Source organism: Haemophilus sp. SZY H53, from assembly GCF_054332375.1.
The window spans coordinates 154,562-177,340 of record NZ_JBTGNV010000002.1 but is presented as its reverse complement, the minus strand read 5'-3'; the positions used below and the strand labels follow the sequence as shown (position 1 = coordinate 177,340).

Genomic DNA, 22,779 nt, shown 5'->3' with positions numbered 1-22,779 from the left:
AGATCTGAAAAAAAAATTCAAATGTTGAAAAAATCTTCGTTTCGGTTGAAATTACAGCAAAATTTAACACAAGAATATAATTTTCACAGAGTTTTCAATTTCTACTTTTATCGTGAGTGGCTTTATGACAAAATTGGAACGTTTTGCTCGCCATTAAATAAAGAAAAGTGCGGTCAAGTTTTTGCATGTTTTAGAGGTAAATTATGACACAACAATATTCTATCGATACATTATTAGCCCAAGCGGGGAATCGCAGTGATGAACGCACTGGTGCGGTTTCAACGCCAATTTATCTTTCAACGGCCTATGGTCATCATGGGATTGGCGAAAGTACTGGGTTTGATTATACCCGCACGAAAAACCCAACGCGTAGTGTTTTGGAAGATACCGTAGCAAAATTAGAAAATGGTGATCGTGGTTTTGCCTTTTCCTCCGGCATGGCGGCAATTCAAGTGTTGATGAACCTATTTAAAGGTCCTGATGAATGGATTGTGTCAAGTGATGTATATGGTGGAACTTATCGCTTATTAGATTTTGCCTATAAAAATAACAACAGCGTGAAACCCGTTTATGTGAATACTGCTTCTTTAACTGAAATTGAAGCCGCTATTACAGCGAATACAAAAGCAATTTTTATTGAAACCCCATCAAATCCATTAATGGAAGAGTGTGATGTGGCAGAAATTGCGAAGTTAGCGAAAAAACACAACTTGTTAATGATTGTGGATAATACCTTCTTAACTCCAGTGCTATCTCGTCCATTAGATTTAGGCGCAGATATTGTCATTCATAGCGGTACAAAATATATTGCGGGTCATAATGATAGTTTAGTGGGCTTGATTATTGCAAAAGGGCAAGAACTTTGTGATCGTATCGCCTATATTCAAAATGGTGCAGGTGCTGTACTTTCGCCATTCGATTCTTGGTTAACCGTGCGTGGTATGAAAACTCTTTCATTACGTATGAAACGCCATCAAGACAATGCGAAGGCGATTGCGGAATTTTTACGCGAACAACCACAAATTGATAGTGTGTTATATCCAAACAAAGGCGGTATGCTGTCTTTCCGTTTGAAAGATGAAAATTGGGTGAATACGTTCTTAAAATCAATCAAGTTGATTACCTTTGCGGAAAGCTTAGGCGGTACAGAAAGTTTTATTACTTATCCTGCGACCCAAACTCATATGGATATTCCTGAAGCAGAACGTGTCGCCCGTGGTATTACAAACACATTGTTGCGTTTTTCTGTTGGTTTAGAAGATGTGGAAGACATCAAGGCTGATTTATTACAGGCATTTGCACAGCTTAAATAGTTAGTTTTTATCAATCGAACTAATCTGTGCAATTCTATATACCTTGTGCTATTATGCACGGCATCAATTAATGTTAGGTGTTAATTAATCAACATCTTATTAGATAAGGAAATAAAAATGAGCGAAGTATTACATATTACTGATGCAGATTTCGAAACTGCGGTTGTGCAATCAGATATCCCTGTATTAGTGGATTTTTGGGCACCTTGGTGTGGTCCTTGCAAAATGATTGCGCCAATTTTAGATGAAATCGCACCTGAATTCGCAGGTAAAGCAAAAATCGTTAAAATCAACGTAGATGATAACCAATTAGTGGCAGGTCAATTTGGTGTACGTAGTATCCCAACTTTACTACTTTTCAAAAATGGCCAACTTGTTGCAACACAAGTCGGTGCGTTACCAAAAAATCAATTAGCGGCGTTTATTAATCAACACCTATAATTGAGTTATTAAACATAAAAGAGCGGTCAAAAATTTTGATGTTTTGGCCGTTCTTATTTTTTCTCTCGCCAATAAGTGGCAAAACGAGGTTTTCCGGAGTTGGTTAATCCACGATATTTGTAGGTAATCGTGCTGCCAATAGGTGGTGGATTTTCACGCTCATTCAGATTAAATCCTGAACCGATTTTGAATTTTCCACGATGATTTTCACAGGTGAGTGAACCGAGTATATTTTCAAATTGTCCTTTTCCTTTATGATGCTCAACCACCATACATTCTTCATCATAAGCGGTTTTAAGCTTCAAAATTTGTGTACTGCGTTTCCGTTCGTAAGGGGCGTTAGGATTACGTAACACAACCCCTTCACCTTTTTTTGCTTCTACTTCATGTAAATAGTTGAATAAGTGCGTTTTATCTTGGATTGGAATTTGTGGAATAATCTTGATATAAGACGTAGGGTTGTTTTTCAAATAATCTTCTAAGGTTTTGAGACGTTCAAAGAGGTTGCCTGAGGCATTCGGTACATCAAAAACATAAAGTGTTAATTTTGCCCAATTATCACCTTTAAAGGATTTCGTAATAGAAGCAATTTCTTCAAATTGATTACGTTCACTAAATAGCTCACCATCAATGGCAAAAGGTGGAAATTGAGCGGTAAAATAGGCGGGTGCGGGTAAGGGTAATCCTTGACGGCTTAATAGCGCTTTGCCATCCCAATAACCTCGTATCCCATCTAATTTTTCTGACATTACCCAACCTTGAATATCTTGGTTCTCATAGGTGCTTAATAGCATTAAATCACTATCATTTGCCCAAGTTATCAGACTGAATAGCATACAAAGTAATAAATAAACTACTCGCATAATCTCTCCTTTTAAATTGTTTGAGTTTAAAAAGTGCGGTCATTTTTTACAGCGTTTTTAATTGAATTTGTGATTCGTATCGCAAAATAATGAGAAGTAAGCTGGAAAATAGAGAGATAAGAAAGAGCGCTAGATTATTTGAAATGAACGCTATACAATGCCAACACTATCTCGAATTTTAATTTTTAAGGAGAATAAAATGTATTTTGATCAAATTAAAGCGGAGCTTGTGGAAGCACAAGATGTATTAAATAAGTTTGTTTCAGATGATAACAATATCAAACTCATTGAAAAAGCAGCTAAATTGTTAGCCGAAAGCTTTAAAAATGGCGGGAAAGTATTATCTTGCGGTAATGGTGGTTCTCACTGTGATGCTATGCACTTCGCAGAAGAACTAACTGGTCGTTATCGTGAAAATCGTCCGGGTTATCCTGCAATTGCGATTTCTGATGTAAGTCATTTAAGCTGTGTAAGTAATGACTTTGGCTATGAATATGTATTCTCTCGCTTTGTTGAAGCAGTGGGTAAAGAAGGCGATGTTTTATTCGGGTTATCGACATCAGGCAATTCTAAAAATATCTTAAATGCAATTGAAGCGGCGAAAGCAAAAGGCATGAAAGTGATTGCGATGACAGGTAAAGATGGCGGTAAAATGGCAGGCCTAGCGGATGTTGAAATTCGTGTGCCACACTTTGGTTATGCAGATCGTATTCAAGAAATCCACATCAAAGTGATCCATATTTTAATGATGTTAGTTGAATTTGAAATGGCGAAAGAGGCTTAATACACGACAAGCGCGGTTAAAATTCAATGATTTAAAGATCCCAAAAAGTTTTTTGGGATTTTTTATAAAAAATGCTTGCATAAATAATCACTAAAAAGTAATATTTATTCAATCTTACGAATCAATCAAGGATAGCAGTAAACTTAAAATGGCGATTAGTGTTAAAAATTTGAATTTCTTTTACGGTTCATCACAGGCATTGTTTGATATCAATCTTGATGCACAAGAAGGCGATACCGTGGTGTTACTCGGACCAAGTGGGGCAGGGAAAAGTACGTTAATCCGTACATTAAATTTATTAGAAGTGCCAACTTCTGGCGAATTGCATATTGCGAATAACCATTTTGATTTGTCTCAGGCGAATAATAATCCGAAAGCTATTCGTCAACTTCGTCAAGATGTGGGCATGGTATTTCAGCAATACAATCTTTGGCCACATTTAACCGTGATTGAAAACCTAATTGAAGCGCCGAAAAAAGTGTTAGGTATTAGCGAGGAAGAAGCGAAAAAAGATGCATTAGAACTTTTAAAACGTTTACGTTTGGAAGAGCATGCCGATCGTTTCCCGCTTCACTTATCTGGCGGTCAGCAACAACGTGTTGCCATTGCTCGAGCATTAATGATGAAACCGCAAGTGTTGTTGTTTGATGAGCCAACGGCTGCACTAGATCCAGAGATTACAGCTCAAGTTGTTGATATCATTAAAGAACTTCAACAAACAGGCATTACTCAAGTAATTGTAACCCACGAAGTGAATGTGGCACAAAAAGTGGCGACAAAGGTCGTTTATATGGAACAAGGTAAGATTATTGAAATGGGCAGTGCAGATTGCTTTGATAATCCAAAAACCGAACAATTTAAACAATATCTTTCACACTCAGAATAAGGAAACACAACATGAAAAAATTACTTTTAACCGTAATGTTAATGGGCTCAGCTTTTGCTGCGAATGCACAAGAAATCACTTTCGCGATGGAACCAAGCTATCCGCCATTTGAAACAACGAATGAAAAAGGCGAAATCATCGGTTTTGATGTGGATGTAGCGAATGCAATTTGTAAGGAAATTCAAGCAACTTGTCACTTTAAAAGCCAAGCATTTGATGCGTTAATTCCAGGCTTAAAATCTAAACGTTTTGATGCTTCAATTTCTGCGATTGATATTACGGATGCTCGTGCAAAACAAGTGGCATTCTCTAATGCTTACTATGATAGTTCAGCAAGCTATGTAGGGTTAAAAGGTAAAGCAGATTTATCTTCAGCAAAAACTGTTGGTGTTCAAAACGGAACAACATTCCAACAATATACTGCAGCAGAAAGCAAACAATATAATGCGAAAGCTTATGCTAGCCTTCAAGATGCGATCTTAGACTTAAAAAATGGTCGTATTGATATTATCTTTGGTGATACAGCGGTGCTAGCAGATATGATTTCAAAAGAAGCTGAAATTCAATTTGTAGGTGACAAAGTAACAGACAAAAAATATTTCGGTAATGGTTTAGGTATCGCGGTAAATAAATCAAGCAAAGAATTGCTTGAAAGCTTGAACAAAGGTTTGGAAGCGGTGAAAGCAAACGGCGAATACCAAAAAATCTATGATAAATGGATGACTAAATAATCTATGTTTTATGATTATCTTACATTAATTGGACACGCAGCCCTAATGACTTTAGGGCTTGCTATTTGCTCTCTGATTGTCGGTTTATTACTCAGCATTGTTTTTACCGCCTTAGAAGCCAATAAGTATGTATTTATTGCAAAGCCAACGGCGATTATCATTGCTTTATTACGTGGTTTGCCAGAAATCTTAGTCGTATTACTGATTTATTTTGGGTCAACTCAAGTCGTGGAAATGCTGACGGGTGAGTATATCGAATTCAGCGCCTTTGATTGTGGTGTATTTGCATTGTCTTTGATTTTTGCCTCTTATGCTTCACAAACTTTGCGTGGTGCGATTCAAGCTATTCCAAAAGGGCAGTGGGAATCAGGTGCAGCTTTAGGATTAAGCCGTCCTTATACCTTCATTAATTTAATCATGCCACAAGTATGGCGACATGCTTTACCGGGCTTAAGCAATCAATGGTTAGTCTTATTAAAAGATACAGCGTTGGTATCATTAATTGGTGTCGATGATTTAATGCGTCAAGCAGGATACATCAATACCAATACACATGAGCCTTTCACTTGGTATGGCATTGCAGCCTTGATTTATTTAGTGATTACGTTGATCAGCCAAGCGGGGATTCGCAAATTAGAATTACGTTTCACTCGATTTGAACGGGGAGTCGAATAATGTTTCAAGAGTATTTAGCTGTTATTGCTCAAGGTATTCCGACTAGCCTGTTGCTTACGGTTGTCGCATTGTTTATTGCCTTTTTCCTCGCATTGGGCTTAACCTTCTTGCTTTCTATTGGCAATAAATTGGTGAAAAGTGCGGTCAATTTGTTCCTTGTTTTATTTACAGGTACCCCACTTTTAGTGCAATTTTTCTTAATTTATGCCGGTCCTGGTCAATTCCAATGGTTGGTGGACAGCCCATTATGGGGATTATTCTCCAACGCATGGTTCTGTGCAGCATTAGCTTTGGCTTTGAATAGTGCGGCTTATTCAACCCAATTATTCCACGGAGCAGTAAAAGCGATCTCTAAAGGTCAATGGGAAAGCTGTGCGGCATTAGGATTAAGTCGTATGCAGACTTTAAAAATCCTCATTCCTTATGCGTTAAAACGCGCACTTCCTTCTTATACCAATGAAATTATTTTGGTATTTAAAGGTACAGCATTAGCTTCTACCATTACGATCATGGATATCATGGGATACGCACGCCAACTTTATGGTACTGAATATGATGCGCTCACTATCTACGGTATTGCAGGCGGTATTTACCTCATCATTACTGGTATCGCCACTTTATTACTCCGTCAGTTAGAAAATAAAGTGTTGTCATTCGAACGTATTGATACCGCAAAAGCATAAAGTGCGGTCAAAAATAGAAACAAATCGGGCAGTTTAAAAATTGCCCGATTTTTATTATAAATTCGAAGTGAATTTATTTTTCAGGCTTATAATATAAAGTGCTGAGGAGAATATTATGAAACCTATTTGTGTCGTCTTAACGGGTGCTGGAATTAGTGCTGAAAGTGGTATTCCTACTTTTAGAGCAGAAGATGGCTTATGGGCTGGGCATAAAGTGGAGGAAGTTTGTACGCCTGAAGCCTTGCAAAAGAACCGAGCGAAAGTGCTCGATTTCTATAACCAACGCCGTAAAAATGCGGCAGCAGCTAAGCCCAATGCAGCGCATCTCGCCTTAGTTGAACTAGAAAAAGCCTATGATGTGAGAATTATCACGCAAAATGTGGATGATTTACATGAACGCGCAGGAAGTTCAAATGTTTTACATTTGCATGGAGAATTGAATAAAGCTCGTAGTAGTTTTGATGAAAGCTATGTTGTGGATTGTTTTGGCGATCAGAAATTAGAAGATAAAGATCTAAATGGACACCCAATGCGCCCTTACATCGTCTTTTTTGGCGAAATGGTGCTGATGTTAGAACGTGCTGTGGATATTGTTGAACAAGCGGATGTGGTATTAGTGATTGGCACTTCTTTGCAAGTATATCCAGCCAATGGCTTGGTCAATGAAGCCCCAAGCAAAGCGCCAATTTACTTGATCGATCCAAATCCCAATACAGGTTTTGTTCGTAAGCAAGTGATTGCCATAAAAGAAAAAGCAGGCGAGGGGGTGCCGAAGGTGGTGGCAGAGTTATTAGAGAACATCAAAAATACATAGAAAAACGACCGCACTTTTTAAACAAATAGCGAATTTAGTCGCTATTTATCATTACTTCTCTTGTTTCTGCTTAAGCATATATAATAAGCCTAATAATGGTATAGCCTTGAGTCAGATATTCTTTTAAACGTGCAGTTGCCCAACGGCGGAAACTAATGCCTTGTTTAGATTTTACTCTATAACCAACAGAGATAATCATATCTAAATCATAATGCTCAATTTCACGATTGACTTGGCGTTTACCTTCTTGGCGAACTATCCGGAATTTCCGGATAGTTGATTCTTTCTCTAGTTCTTCGTCATCAAATATATTGGTAATGTGCTCATTGATGGTGCGAATATCCTTACCAAATAACATGGACATCTGCGCTTGGGAAAGCCAAACGGTGTCATTTTCAAATCTTACTTCTACTTGCGTTGTGCCATCTTGAGCTTGGTAAATTTCAATTGGGTTTTGGTTATTCATGTTCTTTTCCTTAATAATTTACATGTATATATAAACAGATAAATATACATATTGCAATACAGGTAATTGAAATGAAACTAGCGTTTTCTTCAACGACACGACGGATTGGGTTCTGATTAAAGTGCGGTCAAAATTCTTATCGTTTTTTGACCGCACTTTTTATTCTCCTGTCAGCCAGCTTGCGAGCAAAATAACGAGGGTGAAAATAGCGAACCAGATAAGGTGAAGTTTAGTGCTTTTTCGATTGATTTCGGCATTTTGCTGGCATCGTTCTTCGAGTTTTTGTTTATAAATTTCAAGATCTTCTACTTTAAAAGAAAACCCACAATTTGGACAAAATTGAGCGGATGCGCTGATTTTTTTACGACATTCAGGGCAGCGAGTAAGAGCCATTGATGATCCTTTTTTAATTATTTGAATTTATGAGCTTATTGTAAGTGAAAAAAGTGTAATGATAAACGTGACATGGATCACAAAATTGAAACAATGTAAAAATTAAAATTTTTGATTTTGAGAATTTTAACTTAGAATACCGCCGACGAAGTCTAGCGTATGGCTAGATTTCGGTATTCATTTATTCCTGAGGAGTATTTTTTATGTTGTGGTTTTTCTTCTGCGTGGCGTTATTGCTTGCAGGTTATTTCTTTTATAGTCGAGTGATTGAGCGCATTTTTGTGATCAATCCAAATCGTCAAACGCCTGCGTATACCATGAATGATGGCGTTGACTATATGCCAATGTCTAAAACTAAGATTTGGTTAATTCAATTATTAAATATTGCGGGTACTGGTCCAATCTTTGGTCCGATTCTTGGTGCGTTATATGGACCAGTAGCTATGCTTTGGATTGTCATTGGTTGTATTTTTGCCGGTGCAGTACACGATTATTTCTGCGGAATGTTAAGTGTGCGTAATGGCGGAGCATCTATGCCTAACCTCGCAGGTAAATACTTAGGTCGTCCGGTTAAAGCATTTATTAACATCTTAGCGGTTGTTCTTTTATTATTAGTGGGAGTGGTATTTGTAGCAAGTCCAGCTCAATTAATGGGTACGATTACAATGGATGTATTAGGTGCTTCTGCGGGAGGACTTTCTATCAGCAATGCAGAAGAGATTCATCATGCGGTTGAAGCAGGTGGTATTACCGTTTGGGGTATGGATAAAGCGACGGTTATCAGTGTTTGGACTGCTATCATCTTCATTTACTATATTCTTGCGACATTACTTCCTGTTGATAAAATTATTGGTCGTATCTACCCGTTCTTTGGTGCATTATTGCTCTTTATGTCTGTTGGTATGGTATATGGTTTAGTCAGTGCAGATCTTAGTTCAGCAGATCCGATTTCTTTCTATCGTTCTGTGGACGGTATGTCTTTTGAGAAATTCTTCCAAAATTTTGAAACCCGTGGGGATTTACCATTATGGCCACTCTTGTTCTTAACAATCTCTTGTGGTGCATTATCTGGTTTCCACGCAACACAAAGCCCATTAATGGCGCGTTGTACTGAAAACGAAAAAGAAGGACGTTTCATTTTCTACGGTGCGATGATAGGCGAAGGTATAATTGCATTAGTATGGTGTGCGGTTGGTTTGAGTTTTTATGATTCTTTACCGGGTCTATTGGAAGCGATTAAAGCAGGCTCTCCATCTAAGGTCGTTTATGACTCTTCAATTCATTTCTTGGGCTTGATTGGTGGCATTTTTGCAGTATTAGGTGTGGTTGTTCTTCCAATTACATCAGGCGATACAGCATTCCGTGCGGCACGTCTTGTTATTGCAGAATTTTTCCATTTAGAACAAAAAACCTTAGCTAAACGTTTAATTATTGCTGTGCCATTATTCGTGGTTGGTTATATCGTATCAAAAGTGGATTTCTCTATCTTATGGCGTTACTTCACTTGGGCGAACCAAACTACTGCGATGGTTATGTTATGGACTGCAGCTGCGTATTTATATCGCTATAATAAATTCCACTGGATATGTACAATCCCTGCGGCATTTATCAGTACAGTATGTTTCACTTACCTTGCATACAACAAAATCGGTTTTGGTTTAGACTATCAATTATCTGTTTATATCGGCTTAGGCTTAACAGTACTTTGTTTAGTTTTATTCTTCACACAGCTTAAACCATTAGGTAATCGTGATGAAGAAGCGTATGTAAATAACTAATTAAATCGAGTTAAAAATTGAAAACCGTTTGAGTAAAATCTCAAACGGTTTTTTTGTTTATGTTATTACCAGAATTTACTAATCTTTACGTTTTAATTGCTTGCAAGTTAAGGCTACAACCGATAAACTTACACAAAGTGGTGAAAAGTGGAATTTTGTGGAGAATTCTGTCAATTTTTTCTAAAAATAAAGGTTTAAAGCTAGAGAAATGTTTCGTGGGGCAGCAGCGGTAAATTTAGATGCAAAGGGTCGAGTAGCGATTCCTACGCGTTACCGTGCTGAAATCATGGAAAAGAACCAAGGCCAAATGGTTTGTACCGTTGATATTCGTCAGCCTTGTTTATTACTTTATCCTTTAGATGAATGGGAAAAAATCGAACAAAAACTACTTTCACTTTCCAACTTTGACCCAAACCAACGCCGCTTACAACGTGTGATGCTCGGTTATGCCACAGAATGTGAAATGGATGCGCAAGGTCGTATCTTATTAAGTGGTCCATTGCGCCAACACGCAAAATTAGAAAAAGGTTTAATGTTGGTTGGGCAGTTGAACAAATTTGAAATTTGGAGCGATACCGAATGGTATGCACAAATTGATGAAGATATCGAAATTGGCTCAAGTGCTGAATTCGGTGCTTCTGAAGAACTAAAAATGCTGTCATTATAGAACAGCAGCACTAGCAGGATAAGCGGTGCAAGTACCGCTCTATCTTTTCTTTATTGATTTTGATTTAACCTTTATTTATGACTACGCAAAATTCCTTTTCTGCACCTGAACATATCACAGTTTTGCTTCACGAGGCGGTGGATGGTTTGGCGTTGAAAGAAAACGGAATTTATATTGATGGGACCTTTGGTCGTGGTGGTCATTCTCGTCTTATTCTCTCCCAACTTTCTGAACATGGTCGTTTAATTGCGGTAGATCGCGATCCTCGTGCGATTGCTGAAGCTGAAAAAATTCAAGACCCTCGTTTTCATATCGAACATACAAGCTTTTCACACATTCCAGACATCTGTCAAAAACTTGATTTAGTTGGTAAAGTTGACGGAATTTTGCTGGATTTAGGCGTGTCATCTCCACAGCTTGATGAAGCTGATCGTGGTTTCAGTTTTATGAAAGATGGTCCGTTAGATATGCGCATGGATACCACACAAGGTTTATCAGCAGCAGAGTGGCTAAAACAAGTATCTGTTGATGATTTAACTTGGGTGTTAAAAACCTTCGGCGAAGAGCGTTTTGCAAAACGAATTGCTACTGCCATCGTAGAATTCAATAAAAGTGCGGTCAAAAATGGCACAGAATGTTTAAGTCGTACTTCTCAGCTCGCTGAATTAATTGCTCAAGCTGTGCCGTTTAAAGATAAACATAAGCATCCTGCGACGCGTAGTTTCCAAGCCATTCGAATTTATATTAATGCGGAATTAGATGAATTAGAAAGTGTACTAAATTCTGCATTAGATATGTTGGCACCAGAAGGACGTTTATCGATTATCAGTTTCCATTCACTTGAAGACAGAATGGTAAAACATTTCATGCGTAAGCAAAGCAAAGGCGAGGATATTCCAAGAGGTTTACCACTACGTGAAGATCAAATTCAACGTAATCAAAAGTTAAAAATCATTGGTAAAGCGATTCAGCCGAGTGAGGCAGAAATTTCGGCAAATCCACGCTCAAGAAGTGCGGTTTTACGTATTGCGGAAAGGGTGAAATAAGATGTTAGAAAATAGCGAACGTTATCCTTTACAACATATTCTCGTTGAAGATATTTTTTCTTCTAATAAATTAATTGTCGTCCTACTTTTACTAATTTTAGCTTCTGCAGTGGGCACGATTTGGATGACCCATCAAACACGAGGCTTGATTTCTGAAAACGGGCAGTTGGTATTACAACATCAAGCCCTTGAAAACGAATATCGTAATTTGCAATTACAAGAAGCGACAGAAAGTGATAACACAAGAGTTGAATCCATTGCAAGTGGTACATTAAAAATGCAACGAGTTCAAAGTGAACAAGAAGTGGTTATTTTTGAATAGGGATTTTAAATAAAATGGTTAGATTTAATTCCTCTAAGAAACCAGGAAAGCCCAAAAAAACAATTAGAAAACTGGCTCAACCGGCATCAGTAAAGCCAAACAAACCTAAGATGGTGTTTGATAAATGCTTTCTTCGAGGTCGTTATCTCATCGCAACGAGTTTTATTTTCTTAGGTTTAGGCGCATTAGTGGCTCGAGCTGCTTATGTGCAATCGGTTAATTCAGATATTCTTTCTGGCGAAGCGGATAAACGTTCATTACGTAAAGATGATGTGCTTTCTGTGCGTGGTTCAATTTTAGATCGTAATGGTCAATTGTTATCGGTGAGTGTGCCGATGAGCGCAATCGTGGCTGAACCGCGTTTAATGCTAAAAGAAAATGCATTAGAGGATAAAGAACGTATCAAAGCCCTTGCTAATGAATTAAATATGACTCCAGCAGAGTTGGTGAAAAAAATTGAAAAAAATGCAAAATCAGGCTTCTTGTATTTAGCGCGTCAAGTAGAAGCGAGTAAAGCAAATTATATTCGTGATCTCAAAATTAAAGGCATTTCACTAGAGACTGAACCTCGTCGTTTTTATCCTCGTGTAGAAGAGGCGGCGCAATTAATCGGCTTTACCAATATTGATGGTAAAGGGATTGAAGGCGTTGAGGCAAGTTTCAATTCAATGTTAGTCGGGAAAGATGGCGCTCGTGTTGTTCGTAAAGATAAACGCGGTAACGTGGTTGAACATATTGCTGATGAGAAAAAATACGATGCACAAGATGTCACTTTAAGTATTGATGAAAAGTTACAATCAATGGTGTATCGAGAAATTAAAAAAGCGGTAACAGAGAACAATGCAGAGTCTGGTACAGCCGTTTTAGTGGATGTACGTACGGGAGAAGTGCTAGCTATGGCTACTGCACCTTCTTACAATCCAAATAACTTAGCCAATGTAAAAGATGAATTAAAACGTAACCGTGCAATTACCGATACATTTGAACCTGGGTCAACCGTAAAACCTTTCGTTGTTTTGACCGCACTTCAACGTGGCGCAGCGAGACGTGATGAAGTAATTAATACCGGTTCATTTACCGTAAGTGGTAAAGAAATTGTGGACGTGGCACCCCGCCCACAACAAACCTTAGATGAAATTTTGATTAACTCCAGTAACCGTGGTGTAAGCCGTCTTGCGTTACGTATGCCACCTTCAGCATTAATGGAAACGTATCAAAATGCAGGCTTGGGTAAAGATACAGAGTTAGGCTTAATTGGTGAACAACGTGGTGTGTTAAATGCAAACCGTAAACGTTGGGCGGATATCGAACGAGCAACGGTAGCTTATGGTTATGGTATCACTTCAACACCATTACAAATTGCGCGCGCTTATGCCACTTTAGGTAGCTTCGGAATTTATCGTCCACTTTCTATCACGAAAGTCGATCCACCAGTCATTGGGCAACGTGTATTCTCTGAAAAAATTACGAAAGATATAGTGGGCATGTTAGAGAAAGTGGCAATTAAAAATAAACGTGCGATGGTTGAAGGTTATCGTGTTGGTGTGAAAACAGGTACTGCGCGTAAAATTGAAAATGGTCACTATGTCAATAAATATGTGGCATTTACAGCGGGTATCGCACCAATTAGCGATCCTCGTTATGCATTAGTTATTTTGATTAACGATCCGAAAGCAGGACAGTACTATGGTGGTGCGGTATCTGCCCCCGTATTCTCTAGCATTATGGGCTATACCTTGCGTGCTAACGGTATTGCACCAGATGCAGAACCTACAGAAAAAACAACAAGACGCACTGTTCGCTTAAGCGATCAAAAATTTGAAAAAATGAATTAAGAAAAGGCAAAACAATGAAAAAATTGACCGCAATTTTTGATCTTCCGGTGCTTTTAGACATTAATGTGAAGGCGATGGTGTTAGATAGCCGCAAAGTGACCCAGGGTGATTTGTTTGTGGCAGTAAAGGGACATCGTTTTGATGCGAGTCAATTTGTGCCTCAAGCCATTTATTCTGGTGCAAGTGCGGTTATTTTAGAAACAGATTTAGAAAACGAGCATTTGAGCATCCAATGGCAAAATAATGTGCCAGTGATTCGCTACTATCATTTATCTGCTCAGCTTTCGGCATTGGCAGGTCAATTTTATGGCAATCCTTCCGAAAAATTGACTTTAGTCGGCGTCACGGGAACAAACGGTAAAACCACCGTTTCTCAATTATTAGCTCAATGGGCTACGCTGTTAGGTCATAAAGCAGCTGTCATGGGCACTATTGGCAATGGTTTATTAGGTCAAGTCAAAGAAGCTAAAAATACCACTGGTTCAGCTGTGGAAGTTCAAGAAAGTCTGGCTGATTTTGTAGAGAAAGGTGCAGATTTTGCATCTATCGAAGTGTCTTCACATGGTTTAGCTCAATATCGTGTTGAAGCGCTCAAATTTAAAGCTGCTATTTTTACCAATTTAAGCCGCGATCATTTGGATTATCATGAAACAATGGAAAAGTATGCGGAAGCTAAGAAGCGTTTTTTCATTGATTTAGCATCTGAATTACAAATTCTTAATGCTGATGATCCAATTGGGTCCACATGGTTAAATGAATTACCAAATGGTATTGCAGTCAGCTGTCACCCCAATTTCTATCCAACATCTAAACAATGGCTTTATGCTACGCAAATTCGTTTTACTCATGAAGGAGCAATCATTGGTTTTGCATCGAGTTGGGGGAATGGCACATTACATAGCCCATTAATTGGCGCTTTTAACGTGAGTAATCTGTTGTTAGCCACGGCTGTTTTATTGGCTTTAGGTTATTCTTTCGATGATCTTATCCGTACTGTTTCACAACTAAAAGGAGTAAATGGAAGAATGGAACTTATTAAAAAAGCAGAAAAACCAACGGTTATCGTTGATTATGCGCATACTCCAGATGCGTTAGAAAAAGCATTGAATGCTGCTCGTGAGCATTGCAAAGGTAAACTTTGGTGTATCTTTGGTTGCGGTGGTGATCGTGATGCGGGTAAACGTCCACTGATGGCAAAAGCTGCTGAGCAATTTGCTGATTTAGTGATCGTAACCCAAGATAATCCGCGCACAGAAGATCTAAATAAAATTGAAGCAGATATCCTTACGGGTTTTAGTCGAATGGAAGATGTTGGTGTCATTCCAGATCGCGAAGAGGCCATCAGATTTACGATTGAAAATGCCGTTGAAAACGATGTGATTGTGATTGCCGGTAAAGGCCATGAAAACTATCAGATCATTGGTGATAAGACACTTCATTTCTCCGATCAAGAAGTGGCGGAAGCCTATTTAATGAAAAAATAAAAAAACAGAATGATTAAACTTACTACCCAACAGCTTGCCCAAATCTTAAATGCCAAACTTATTGGTGATGGGCAGGCCGTTGTTGAAAATATCAATACTGATACACGCAAAGCGGTATCTAACTCGCTTTTTTTTGCGTTAAAAGGTGAGCATTTTGATGCCCATCAATACTTAGATAAAGCCGTTGGGCAAGGTGCTATAGCCTTAGTTGTGCAACAAGCTAATACTGAAATAGCAACGCCGCAATTAGTTGTTGCAGATACGCGTTTAGCACTTGGTCAATTAGCAAAATGGTTACGTGAAAAAATTAATCCTCGTACCGTGGCGATGACGGGTTCATCAGGTAAAACCACAGTGAAAGAGATGACAGCATCCATTTTGCAACAAACGGCAGGTAATGCAGAAGCAGTGCTGTTCACTAATGGTAATTTCAACAACGACATTGGCGTACCATTAACGTTATTACGCTTAACTGAGCAGCATAAATTTGCTGTTATTGAGTTAGGTGCCAATCATCTAGGTGAAATTGATTACACCACGCATCTTGCACAGCCTGAAGCCGCATTAGTGAATAATGTTGCAGCTGCACATTTAGAAGGTTTTGGTTCAATTGAAGGTGTTGCTCATGCGAAAGGTGAAATCTATCGTGGTTTGACCCCAAATGGTGTGGCGATTATTAATTGCGAACATAATTATATTGAATTGTGGAAAAAAGAAATTGGTTCCCATGCTATTCAATATTTCAATGGCGGTGATTACAAAGCTGAAGACGTAAAACATTCACCTAATGGCTCGACGTTTTCGTTAGTTTCACCAAAAGGTCGCATTGAAATTAATTTGCCTTATTTAGGGGAGCATAATGTAAAAAATGCGTTGGCAGCGACCACACTTGCTATGAATGTGGACGCAAGTCTTGCTGATGTAAAAGCCGGTCTTGAACATCGCTCTCAAGTAAAAGGACGCTTATTCCCGATTCAAGTGAATGAAAATCTACTTTTATTAGATGATACTTATAATGCGAATGTCGATTCTTTACAAGCTGCGATTGATGTTTTAAAAGGTTATGATGCTTTCCGTATTCTACTCGTGGGCGATATGAAAGAATTAGGCGAAGATAGTCTAAAATGTCATCAAGAAGTAGGTGAGCACGCCAAACAAGCGAAATTAGATATGGTGCTTTCTTACGGAACAGAAAGCGCGGTCATTTCTGAAGTTGTTTTGGGAAAACATTTTACAGATAAAGCTGGATTGACAGCTTATGCGTTAGATATGATTAAACAGAAATTACAAGAAAACCAAAAAGTCGTTGTATTAGCGAAAGGTTCTCGCTCAATGAAAATGGAAGAGACGATTTATTCATTAAAGGATAGTTTATGTTAGTTTGGCTTGCTGAATATTTAGTTCGCTATGAAACGGCATTTAATGCCATTTCCTATATTACTGTACGTGCGATTTTGGCATTATTGACCGCACTTTTCATTTCTTTATGGATTGGCCCGAAAGTAATCAAACGCCTTCAAATTTTAAAATTTGGTCAAGAAGTGCGTAATGATGGTCCTGAAAGTCATTTTGCGAAAAAAGGTACGCCAACCATGGGCGGTGTGATGATTTTATTCTCCATCGGCGTAAGTACATTATTATGGGCTAACTTAACGAATCCTTATGTTTGGATTTGCTTATTTGTCTTGTTTGGTTACGGTGCAATTGGTTTTGTAGATGATTTCCGTAAAATTACACGTAAAAATACCGATGGTTTAATTGCACGTTGGAAATATTTCTGGATGTCAGTAGTCGCATTAGTGGCGATTATTTGGTTGTATTGGTTAGGTCATGATACAGATGCAACTCGTTTAGTGATTCCATTCTTCAAAGATATCATGCCGCAATTAGGGTTATTCTATATTGTGTTGTCTTACTTTGTAATTGTAGGTACAGGCAATGCGGTAAACTTAACTGACGGTTTAGATGGTCTAGCCATAATGCCAACAGCGTTAGTCGCAGGTGCATTTGCTTTAATTGCGTGGGCGACTGGTAACGTTAATTTTGCAGAATACTTACATATTCCTTATATCAAATATAGTTCAGAAGTCGTAGTGTTCTGTACTGCAATCGTAGGGGCTGGCTTAGGATTCTTATGGTTTAATACTTATCCGGCTCAAGTCTTTATGGGCGATGTAGGTTCTCTAGCACTTGGTGGCGCACTTGGTGTTGTTGCCATCCTTGTTCGCCAAGAATTCTTATTAGTGATTATGGGCGGTGTATTTGTTGTTGAAGCCTTGTCTGTGATTTTGCAAGTGGGTTCTTACAAATTAAGAAAACAACGTATTTTTAGAATGGCACCAATTCATCACCACTTTGAATTGAAAGGCTGGCCAGAACCAAGAGTGATTATTCGGTTTTGGATTATATCCTTGATGTTAGTGTTGATGGGGCTTGTAACGCTCAAACTAAGATAATTTTTGTAGGGTGCACTTGTTGCACCCTGCGTGATCCCAGAATACTAGAGAAGAAAAACAACATGACAACTCTATATCAAAATAAAACTATCACCATCATAGGCCTCGGAAAAACAGGCCTTTCTTGCGTTGAATATCTTCAATCTCAACAAGCTAATATCCGTGTGATTGATACACGTCAACATCCAGCAGGAGCAGAGCAATTACCTAAAAATGTTCCTTTACACACAGGTAGTCTAAATCAACAATGGTTACTTGAAAGCGATATTATTGTCATTAGCCCAGGACTCGCGGTAAAAACACCTGAAATTCAGACCGCACTTTCAGCTGGCGTGGAAGTAATAGGAGATATCGAATTATTCTGCCGAGCAGCAACGAAGCCAATTGTAGGAATTACTGGTTCTAACGGTAAAAGCACCGTGACAACATTGGTCTATGAAATGGCGAAAGCGGCCGGAATAAAAGTGGGAATGGGTGGAAACATTGGCATTCCTGCGTTGTCATTATTAAATGAAGATTGTGATCTTTATGTCTTAGAACTTTCCAGTTTCCAACTTGAAACCACTTATAGTTTGAAAGCGGCTGCAGCGACAGTGCTTAATGTGACTGAAGATCACATGGATCGCTATGTTGATTTAGAAGATTATCGCCAAGCCAAATTGCGTATTTACCACAATGCGGAAACAGCAGTAGTGAATTTAGAAGATAAACTCACGTTTGGCGAAGGTGAAAATCAAGCTAAGAAGGTGGTGTCTTTTGCTGAAAATCAAGCGGATTACTGGCTAAAAACCGAAAACGGTAAACAGTACTTAATGGCGAAAGAGGAAGTCATTTTACCTTGTGATGAAGCGACCTTAGTTGGCCGTCATAATTACATGAATATTTTAGCGGCGACAGCGTTAGCACAAGCAGTAGGTATAAATTTAGAGGCAATTCGTACCGCACTTCGTCAATTTAAAGGCTTAGATCATCGTTTCCAATTAGCCCATCAAGCGAATGGTGTTCGTTGGATTAATGATTCTAAAGCCACTAATGTAGGTAGCACCGTTGCAGCATTGGCAGGGTTATATGTTGAGGGAACATTACACCTTTTATTAGGTGGTGATGGTAAAGGTGCAGATTTTTCTGAACTCGCTGATTTAATCAACCAACCTTATATTTCAACCTATTGCTTTGGTCGTGATGGCAAACAACTCGCTGCACTTTCAAGTCAAAGTCATTTGTTTGAAACTATGGAACAAGCTATTTCATTTTTACGTCCACATTTAAAAGCAGGCGATATGGTGTTATTATCTCCTGCTTGTGCAAGTTTGGATCAATTTGCCTCTTTTGAAAAACGCGGCGAAGAGTTTACTCGTTTAGCAAAATTAGCTTAAAGAATTAGGGCAGTAATGGAATTTATCAATAAAATTAAACAAAATTATGAACAATGGGCGAGAGTGACGCCACAAGGGTTACTTTACGATCGCGCATTGTTTTGGCTTTTTGTCGTGCTATTGCTGATTGGTTTAGTCGCGGTAACTTCTGCTTCAATGCCTTACAGTGCACGCGTATTTAATGATACATTCTATTTTGCTAAACGTGATGCCGTTTATGTCTTACTTTCTTTAGCAACTTGCTATTTAACGCTCCAAATTTCTTCTTCTCAATGGGAAAAGTGGCACGCTAAAATTTTCTTATTAGCCATTGTTTTATTAATACTGGTTCTCGGTATCGGGACTTCTGTTAATGGTGCAAAACGTTGGATTTCTTTAGGGATTTTAAATTTCCAGCCTGCGGAATTTGCGAAGTTAGCTTTAACCTGTTTTCTCGCGAGCTATTTTACGCGTCGTTATGATGAAGTTCGAGGTAAAAAATTCAGTGCAGCTAAGCCTTTCATTGTGATGGGAGTATTAGGGGTATTCTTACTCGCTCAGCCTGACTTAGGGAGTACCGTTGTACTGTTTATTATTACTTTCGGTATGCTTTTTATTGTCGGTGCAAATTTTTGGCAATTTATTTTGCTAATTGGTACAGGCATACTTCTCTTTGTTTGGTTAGTCCTTTCAGCCTCTTATCGTTTAAAACGGTTTACCGGTTTCTTAGAACCGTTTAAAGATCCTTATGGAACAGGATTTCAGCTGACTAACTCTTTGATGGCGTTTGGTCGTGGTGAAATTAGTGGGGAAGGACTGGGTAACTCCATTCAAAAACTTGATTATCTTCCTGAAGCTCATACTGACTTTATCATGGCGATTATTGGTGAAGAGTTTGGTTTTATTGGTATTTTGGTGGTGGTGATTCTCTTAGGTTTATTGATTTTTCGTGCAATGAAAATTGGACGTGAGTCACTTATGTTAGAACAACGTTTCCGAGGTTTTTTTGCTTTAGGTATTAGCTTCTGGATTTTCTTCCAAGGTTTCGTCAATCTGGGCATGGCCTTAGGGATGTTACCGACAAAAGGTTTAACTTTCCCATTAGTGAGTTACGGTGGTTCAAGTATCATTATTATGTCGGCAACAGTAGGAATTTTATTGCGTATTGACCATGAAAATAGATTACAACGTGGTGGTCAAGCTCGTCTGAGAGATGATTAGGGATATTTATGAGTAAAAAATTATTAGTTATGGCAGGTGGTACTGGTGGACATGTTTTCCCCGCCATCGCTGTTGCTCAAACCTTACAAAAAGAAGGTTGGGAAATTTGCTGGTTAGGTACAAAAGATCGCATGGAAGCACAGCTTGTACCAAAACATGGCATTCCTATTCGTTTTATTCAAATTTCAGGGTTGCGTGGTAAAGGCATTAAAGCATTACTAGGCGCACCTTTTGCTATTTTTAGAGCAGTATTGCAAGCTCGTAAAATTATTCAAGAATATCAACCTAATGCTGTATTAGGCATGGGTGGTTATGTGTCCGGCCCAGGTGGTATTGCTGCAAAACTTTGCGGTGTGCCAGTTATTTTACATGAACAAAATGCGGTGGCAGGTTTAACTAATGAATGGTTAGCAAAAATTGCGACACGTGTGTTGCAAGCTTTCCCAACGGCATTCAAAGATGCTGAAGTTGTAGGAAACCCAGTTCGCCAAGATTTATTTGAAATGCCATCACCACAAGCACGTTTTTCAGAAAGAAGCGGAAAATTGAGAGTACTTGTCGTGGGGGGAAGCCAAGGGGCTCGCGTACTCAATCAAACAATTCCACAAGTAGTAGCGCGTTTGGCAGATAAACTAGAAGTGCGTCATCAAGTGGGGAAAGGTTCTGTTGAAAGTGTGACTGCACTTTATGGTGAACATGCAAATTCGGTCAAAATTACAGAATTTATTGATGATATGGCAGAAGCCTACGCTTGGGCTGATGTGGTGATTTGTCGCTCTGGAGCTTTAACGGTATGTGAATTAGCAGCAGTGGGGACACCAGCAATTTTTGTACCATTCCAGCATAAAGATCAACAACAATATTTAAATGCGAAATATCTTGCCGATGTAGGTGCAGCAAAAATTATTCAGCAAAATGAATTAAATGCGGATGTGTTAGTCGATTTCTTAGAAAAAACAGATCGTAAAACTTTGCTAGCGATGGCGATTAAGGCAAAAGAAATGTCGGCCCCATTGGCAGCTAAACGTGTAGCTGATGTTATTGTAGAAAACGCGAAATAAGAACAGAGAGGTTGAGAGGGTGGTAATAAACTCGCAACCTAAAAGTGCGGCTAAAAATAAAGGTGAAATAATATGAAACATATTTCGGACGAAATTAGAAAGATTATCCCTGAGATGCGTCGGGTTCAACAAATTCATTTCATTGGTATCGGCGGCGCCGGTATGAGTGGGATTGCCGAAATTTTATTAAATGAAGGTTATGATATCTCTGGTTCGGATATTGCAGATGGTGTTGTGACTCAGCGTCTTGCTCAAGCTGGCGCAAAAATTTTCATTGGTCACCAAGCGGAAAATGTGCAAGGGGCAAGTGTCGTTGTTGTATCAAGCGCGATCCATGAAGATAATCCAGAATTAATTGCCGCTAAACAAAATCGTATTCCCGTGATTCAACGAGCACAAATGTTGGCTGAAATTATGCGTTTCCGTCATGGTATTGCAGTAGCGGGTACTCACGGTAAAACCACAACTACAGCCATGATTTCGATGATTTATACTCAAGCGAAACTGGATCCAACTTTCGTTAATGGTGGTTTGGTTAAATCAGCAGGTAAAAATGCGCATTTAGGCGCAAGCCGTTATTTAATCGCAGAAGCAGATGAAAGTGATGCGTCTTTCTTACACTTGCAGCCGATGGTTTCTGTGGTGACCAATATTGAACCGGATCATATGGATACGTACGGTGGTGATTTTGAGAAGATGAAAGCCACTTACGTGAAGTTCTTACATAACTTACCGTTCTACGGTTTAGCGGTGATGTGCGCAGATGATGCAGTATTAATGGAACTTGTTCCTCAAGTTGGACGTCAAGTATTAACGTATGGTTTCAGTGAACACGCTGACTATCGTATCGAAGATTATGAACAAACGGGTTTCCAAGGTCATTACACCGTAGTTTGCCCAAGTGGTGAACTCATCAATGTATTATTGAATGTGCCAGGTAAACACAATGCGTTAAATGCGACGGCAGCACTTGCAGTCGCAAAAGAAGAAGGTATTGGCAATGAAGCAATTTTAGAAGCGCTTGCTGATTTCCAAGGTGCGGGAAGACGTTTTGACCAATTAGGTGAGTTTATCCGTCCAAATGGTAAAGTACGCTTAGTGGATGATTATGGCCATCACCCAACAGAAGTTGATGTAACAATTAAAGCGGCTCGTGAAGGCTGGGGAGATAAACGTATTGTGATGATTTTCCAGCCTCACCGTTATTCACGTACTCGAGATTTATTTGATGAGTTTGTGCAAGTATTATCTCAAGTGGATGCATTGATTATGTTAGACGTGTACGCAGCAGGCGAAACACCAATTGTTGGAGCTGACAGCAAAGCACTTTGCCGTTCCATTCGTAATCTAGGGAAAGTCGATCCGATCTTAGTTTCTGATACAGAGCAACTTGGCAATGTATTAGATCAAATTATTCAAGATGGTGATTTAATTCTAGCCCAAGGTGCGGGAAGTGTAAGTAAAATCTCCCGAGGGTTAGCTGAGTCTTGGAAAGCATAAAAAAT

The 22,779-nt window shown here is 38.9% G+C and carries 22 protein-coding genes and 1 pseudogene; 20 read left to right on the top strand and 3 right to left on the bottom strand.

Going from position 1 to position 22,779, the window contains the following annotated elements:
* The first annotated feature begins 203 nt into the window (after positions 1-203).
* The gene (locus ACXVWB_RS02985) at positions 204-1,313 is read left to right on the top strand and encodes a methionine biosynthesis PLP-dependent protein (RefSeq protein ID WP_289901322.1); all 1,110 of its coding nucleotides are present in this window, start codon (positions 204-206) and stop codon (positions 1,311-1,313) included.
* Between the two features lie 117 nt (positions 1,314-1,430).
* Positions 1,431-1,754 (top strand): thioredoxin TrxA, encoded by a 324-nt coding sequence (gene trxA, locus ACXVWB_RS02980; protein WP_049364449.1) that lies wholly within the window; start codon positions 1,431-1,433, stop codon positions 1,752-1,754.
* A gap of 53 nt (positions 1,755-1,807) precedes the next feature.
* Here the strand turns inward: trxA and ACXVWB_RS02975 are convergent, their stop codons facing one another.
* Positions 1,808-2,617: a DNA ligase gene (locus tag ACXVWB_RS02975; RefSeq protein WP_289901321.1), complete on the bottom strand. Its 810-nt coding sequence runs from the start codon at positions 2,615-2,617 to the stop codon at positions 1,808-1,810.
* 199 nt (positions 2,618-2,816) lie between these two features.
* On the opposite strand from ACXVWB_RS02975, the gene lpcA reads away from it, so the two are divergent.
* From lpcA to ACXVWB_RS02945, 6 genes are all read left to right on the top strand, one after another.
* Complete coding sequence (gene lpcA, locus ACXVWB_RS02970) at positions 2,817-3,401, top strand: D-sedoheptulose 7-phosphate isomerase (protein WP_014065007.1); 585 nt, start codon at positions 2,817-2,819, stop codon at positions 3,399-3,401.
* A gap of 148 nt (positions 3,402-3,549) precedes the next feature.
* Positions 3,550-4,287: an arginine ABC transporter ATP-binding protein ArtP gene (gene artP / locus ACXVWB_RS02965; protein ID WP_005696556.1), complete on the top strand. Its 738-nt coding sequence runs from the start codon at positions 3,550-3,552 to the stop codon at positions 4,285-4,287.
* A gap of 11 nt (positions 4,288-4,298) precedes the next feature.
* Positions 4,299-5,018: a lysine/arginine/ornithine ABC transporter substrate-binding protein gene (locus ACXVWB_RS02960; protein WP_289901320.1), complete on the top strand. Its 720-nt coding sequence runs from the start codon at positions 4,299-4,301 to the stop codon at positions 5,016-5,018.
* Positions 5,019-5,021: 3 nt separating this feature from the next.
* Entirely contained in the window at positions 5,022-5,693 is a 672-nt protein-coding gene (gene artQ / locus ACXVWB_RS02955; protein ID WP_289901319.1) for an arginine ABC transporter permease ArtQ, read from the top strand.
* A complete protein-coding gene (gene artM, locus ACXVWB_RS02950) occupies positions 5,693-6,376 on the top strand; it encodes an arginine ABC transporter permease ArtM (protein WP_049375226.1) in 684 nt (227 codons plus the stop codon). The genes artQ and artM overlap by 1 nt, the downstream gene beginning before the upstream one ends.
* A 115-nt stretch (positions 6,377-6,491) precedes the next feature.
* Positions 6,492-7,190 (top strand): SIR2 family NAD-dependent protein deacylase, encoded by a 699-nt coding sequence (locus ACXVWB_RS02945; RefSeq protein ID WP_289901318.1) that lies wholly within the window; start codon positions 6,492-6,494, stop codon positions 7,188-7,190.
* A 94-nt stretch (positions 7,191-7,284) separates the two neighbouring features.
* On the opposite strand, the pseudogene ACXVWB_RS02940 reads toward ACXVWB_RS02945, so the two are convergent.
* Positions 7,285-7,656: pseudogene (locus ACXVWB_RS02940) on the bottom strand (virulence RhuM family protein); the annotation flags it as partial.
* A gap of 159 nt (positions 7,657-7,815) precedes the next feature.
* The gene (locus ACXVWB_RS02935; protein ID WP_289901317.1) at positions 7,816-8,049 is read right to left on the bottom strand and encodes a zinc ribbon domain-containing protein; all 234 of its coding nucleotides are present in this window, start codon (positions 8,047-8,049) and stop codon (positions 7,816-7,818) included.
* Positions 8,050-8,252: 203 nt separating this feature from the next.
* Between ACXVWB_RS02935 and ACXVWB_RS02930 the strand changes: the two genes are divergently transcribed.
* The 12 genes from ACXVWB_RS02930 (at position 8,253) to murC (ending at position 22,774) form a co-directional block, all read left to right on the top strand.
* Complete coding sequence (locus tag ACXVWB_RS02930; RefSeq protein ID WP_289901316.1) at positions 8,253-9,827, top strand: carbon starvation CstA family protein; 1,575 nt, start codon at positions 8,253-8,255, stop codon at positions 9,825-9,827.
* A 208-nt stretch (positions 9,828-10,035) separates the two neighbouring features.
* Positions 10,036-10,494, top strand: coding sequence for a division/cell wall cluster transcriptional repressor MraZ (gene mraZ, locus ACXVWB_RS02925; protein ID WP_005696540.1), 459 nt, complete (start codon positions 10,036-10,038; stop codon positions 10,492-10,494).
* A 77-nt stretch (positions 10,495-10,571) separates the two neighbouring features.
* Positions 10,572-11,540, top strand: coding sequence for a 16S rRNA (cytosine(1402)-N(4))-methyltransferase RsmH (rsmH, locus tag ACXVWB_RS02920; RefSeq protein WP_289901315.1), 969 nt, complete (start codon positions 10,572-10,574; stop codon positions 11,538-11,540).
* Position 11,541: 1 nt separating this feature from the next.
* Positions 11,542-11,862: a cell division protein FtsL gene (gene ftsL / locus ACXVWB_RS02915; protein WP_289901314.1), complete on the top strand. Its 321-nt coding sequence runs from the start codon at positions 11,542-11,544 to the stop codon at positions 11,860-11,862.
* A 14-nt stretch (positions 11,863-11,876) separates the two neighbouring features.
* Positions 11,877-13,697, top strand: coding sequence for a penicillin-binding transpeptidase domain-containing protein (locus ACXVWB_RS02910; protein WP_289901313.1), 1,821 nt, complete (start codon positions 11,877-11,879; stop codon positions 13,695-13,697).
* Between the two features lie 14 nt (positions 13,698-13,711).
* Positions 13,712-15,181, top strand: a complete 1,470-nt coding sequence (gene murE / locus ACXVWB_RS02905) for a UDP-N-acetylmuramoyl-L-alanyl-D-glutamate--2,6-diaminopimelate ligase (protein WP_289901312.1) — start codon at positions 13,712-13,714, stop codon at positions 15,179-15,181.
* A gap of 9 nt (positions 15,182-15,190) precedes the next feature.
* Positions 15,191-16,561, top strand: coding sequence for a UDP-N-acetylmuramoyl-tripeptide--D-alanyl-D-alanine ligase (gene murF / locus ACXVWB_RS02900; RefSeq protein WP_289901311.1), 1,371 nt, complete (start codon positions 15,191-15,193; stop codon positions 16,559-16,561).
* Complete coding sequence (gene mraY, locus ACXVWB_RS02895; protein ID WP_005696533.1) at positions 16,555-17,637, top strand: phospho-N-acetylmuramoyl-pentapeptide-transferase; 1,083 nt, start codon at positions 16,555-16,557, stop codon at positions 17,635-17,637. Before murF ends, mraY begins: the two co-directional genes overlap by 7 nt.
* Positions 17,638-17,699: 62 nt before the next feature.
* On the top strand, positions 17,700-19,013 hold the full coding sequence (gene murD / locus ACXVWB_RS02890) for a UDP-N-acetylmuramoyl-L-alanine--D-glutamate ligase (RefSeq protein WP_289901310.1): 1,314 nt from the start codon (positions 17,700-17,702) through the stop codon (positions 19,011-19,013).
* 15 nt (positions 19,014-19,028) lie between these two features.
* Positions 19,029-20,213: a putative lipid II flippase FtsW gene (ftsW, locus tag ACXVWB_RS02885; RefSeq protein WP_049356601.1), complete on the top strand. Its 1,185-nt coding sequence runs from the start codon at positions 19,029-19,031 to the stop codon at positions 20,211-20,213.
* Positions 20,214-20,221: 8 nt separating this feature from the next.
* Positions 20,222-21,274: an undecaprenyldiphospho-muramoylpentapeptide beta-N-acetylglucosaminyltransferase gene (gene murG, locus ACXVWB_RS02880; RefSeq protein ID WP_289901309.1), complete on the top strand. Its 1,053-nt coding sequence runs from the start codon at positions 20,222-20,224 to the stop codon at positions 21,272-21,274.
* A gap of 72 nt (positions 21,275-21,346) precedes the next feature.
* A complete protein-coding gene (gene murC / locus ACXVWB_RS02875; RefSeq protein ID WP_289901308.1) occupies positions 21,347-22,774 on the top strand; it encodes a UDP-N-acetylmuramate--L-alanine ligase in 1,428 nt (475 codons plus the stop codon).
* Positions 22,775-22,779: the final 5 nt, after the last annotated feature.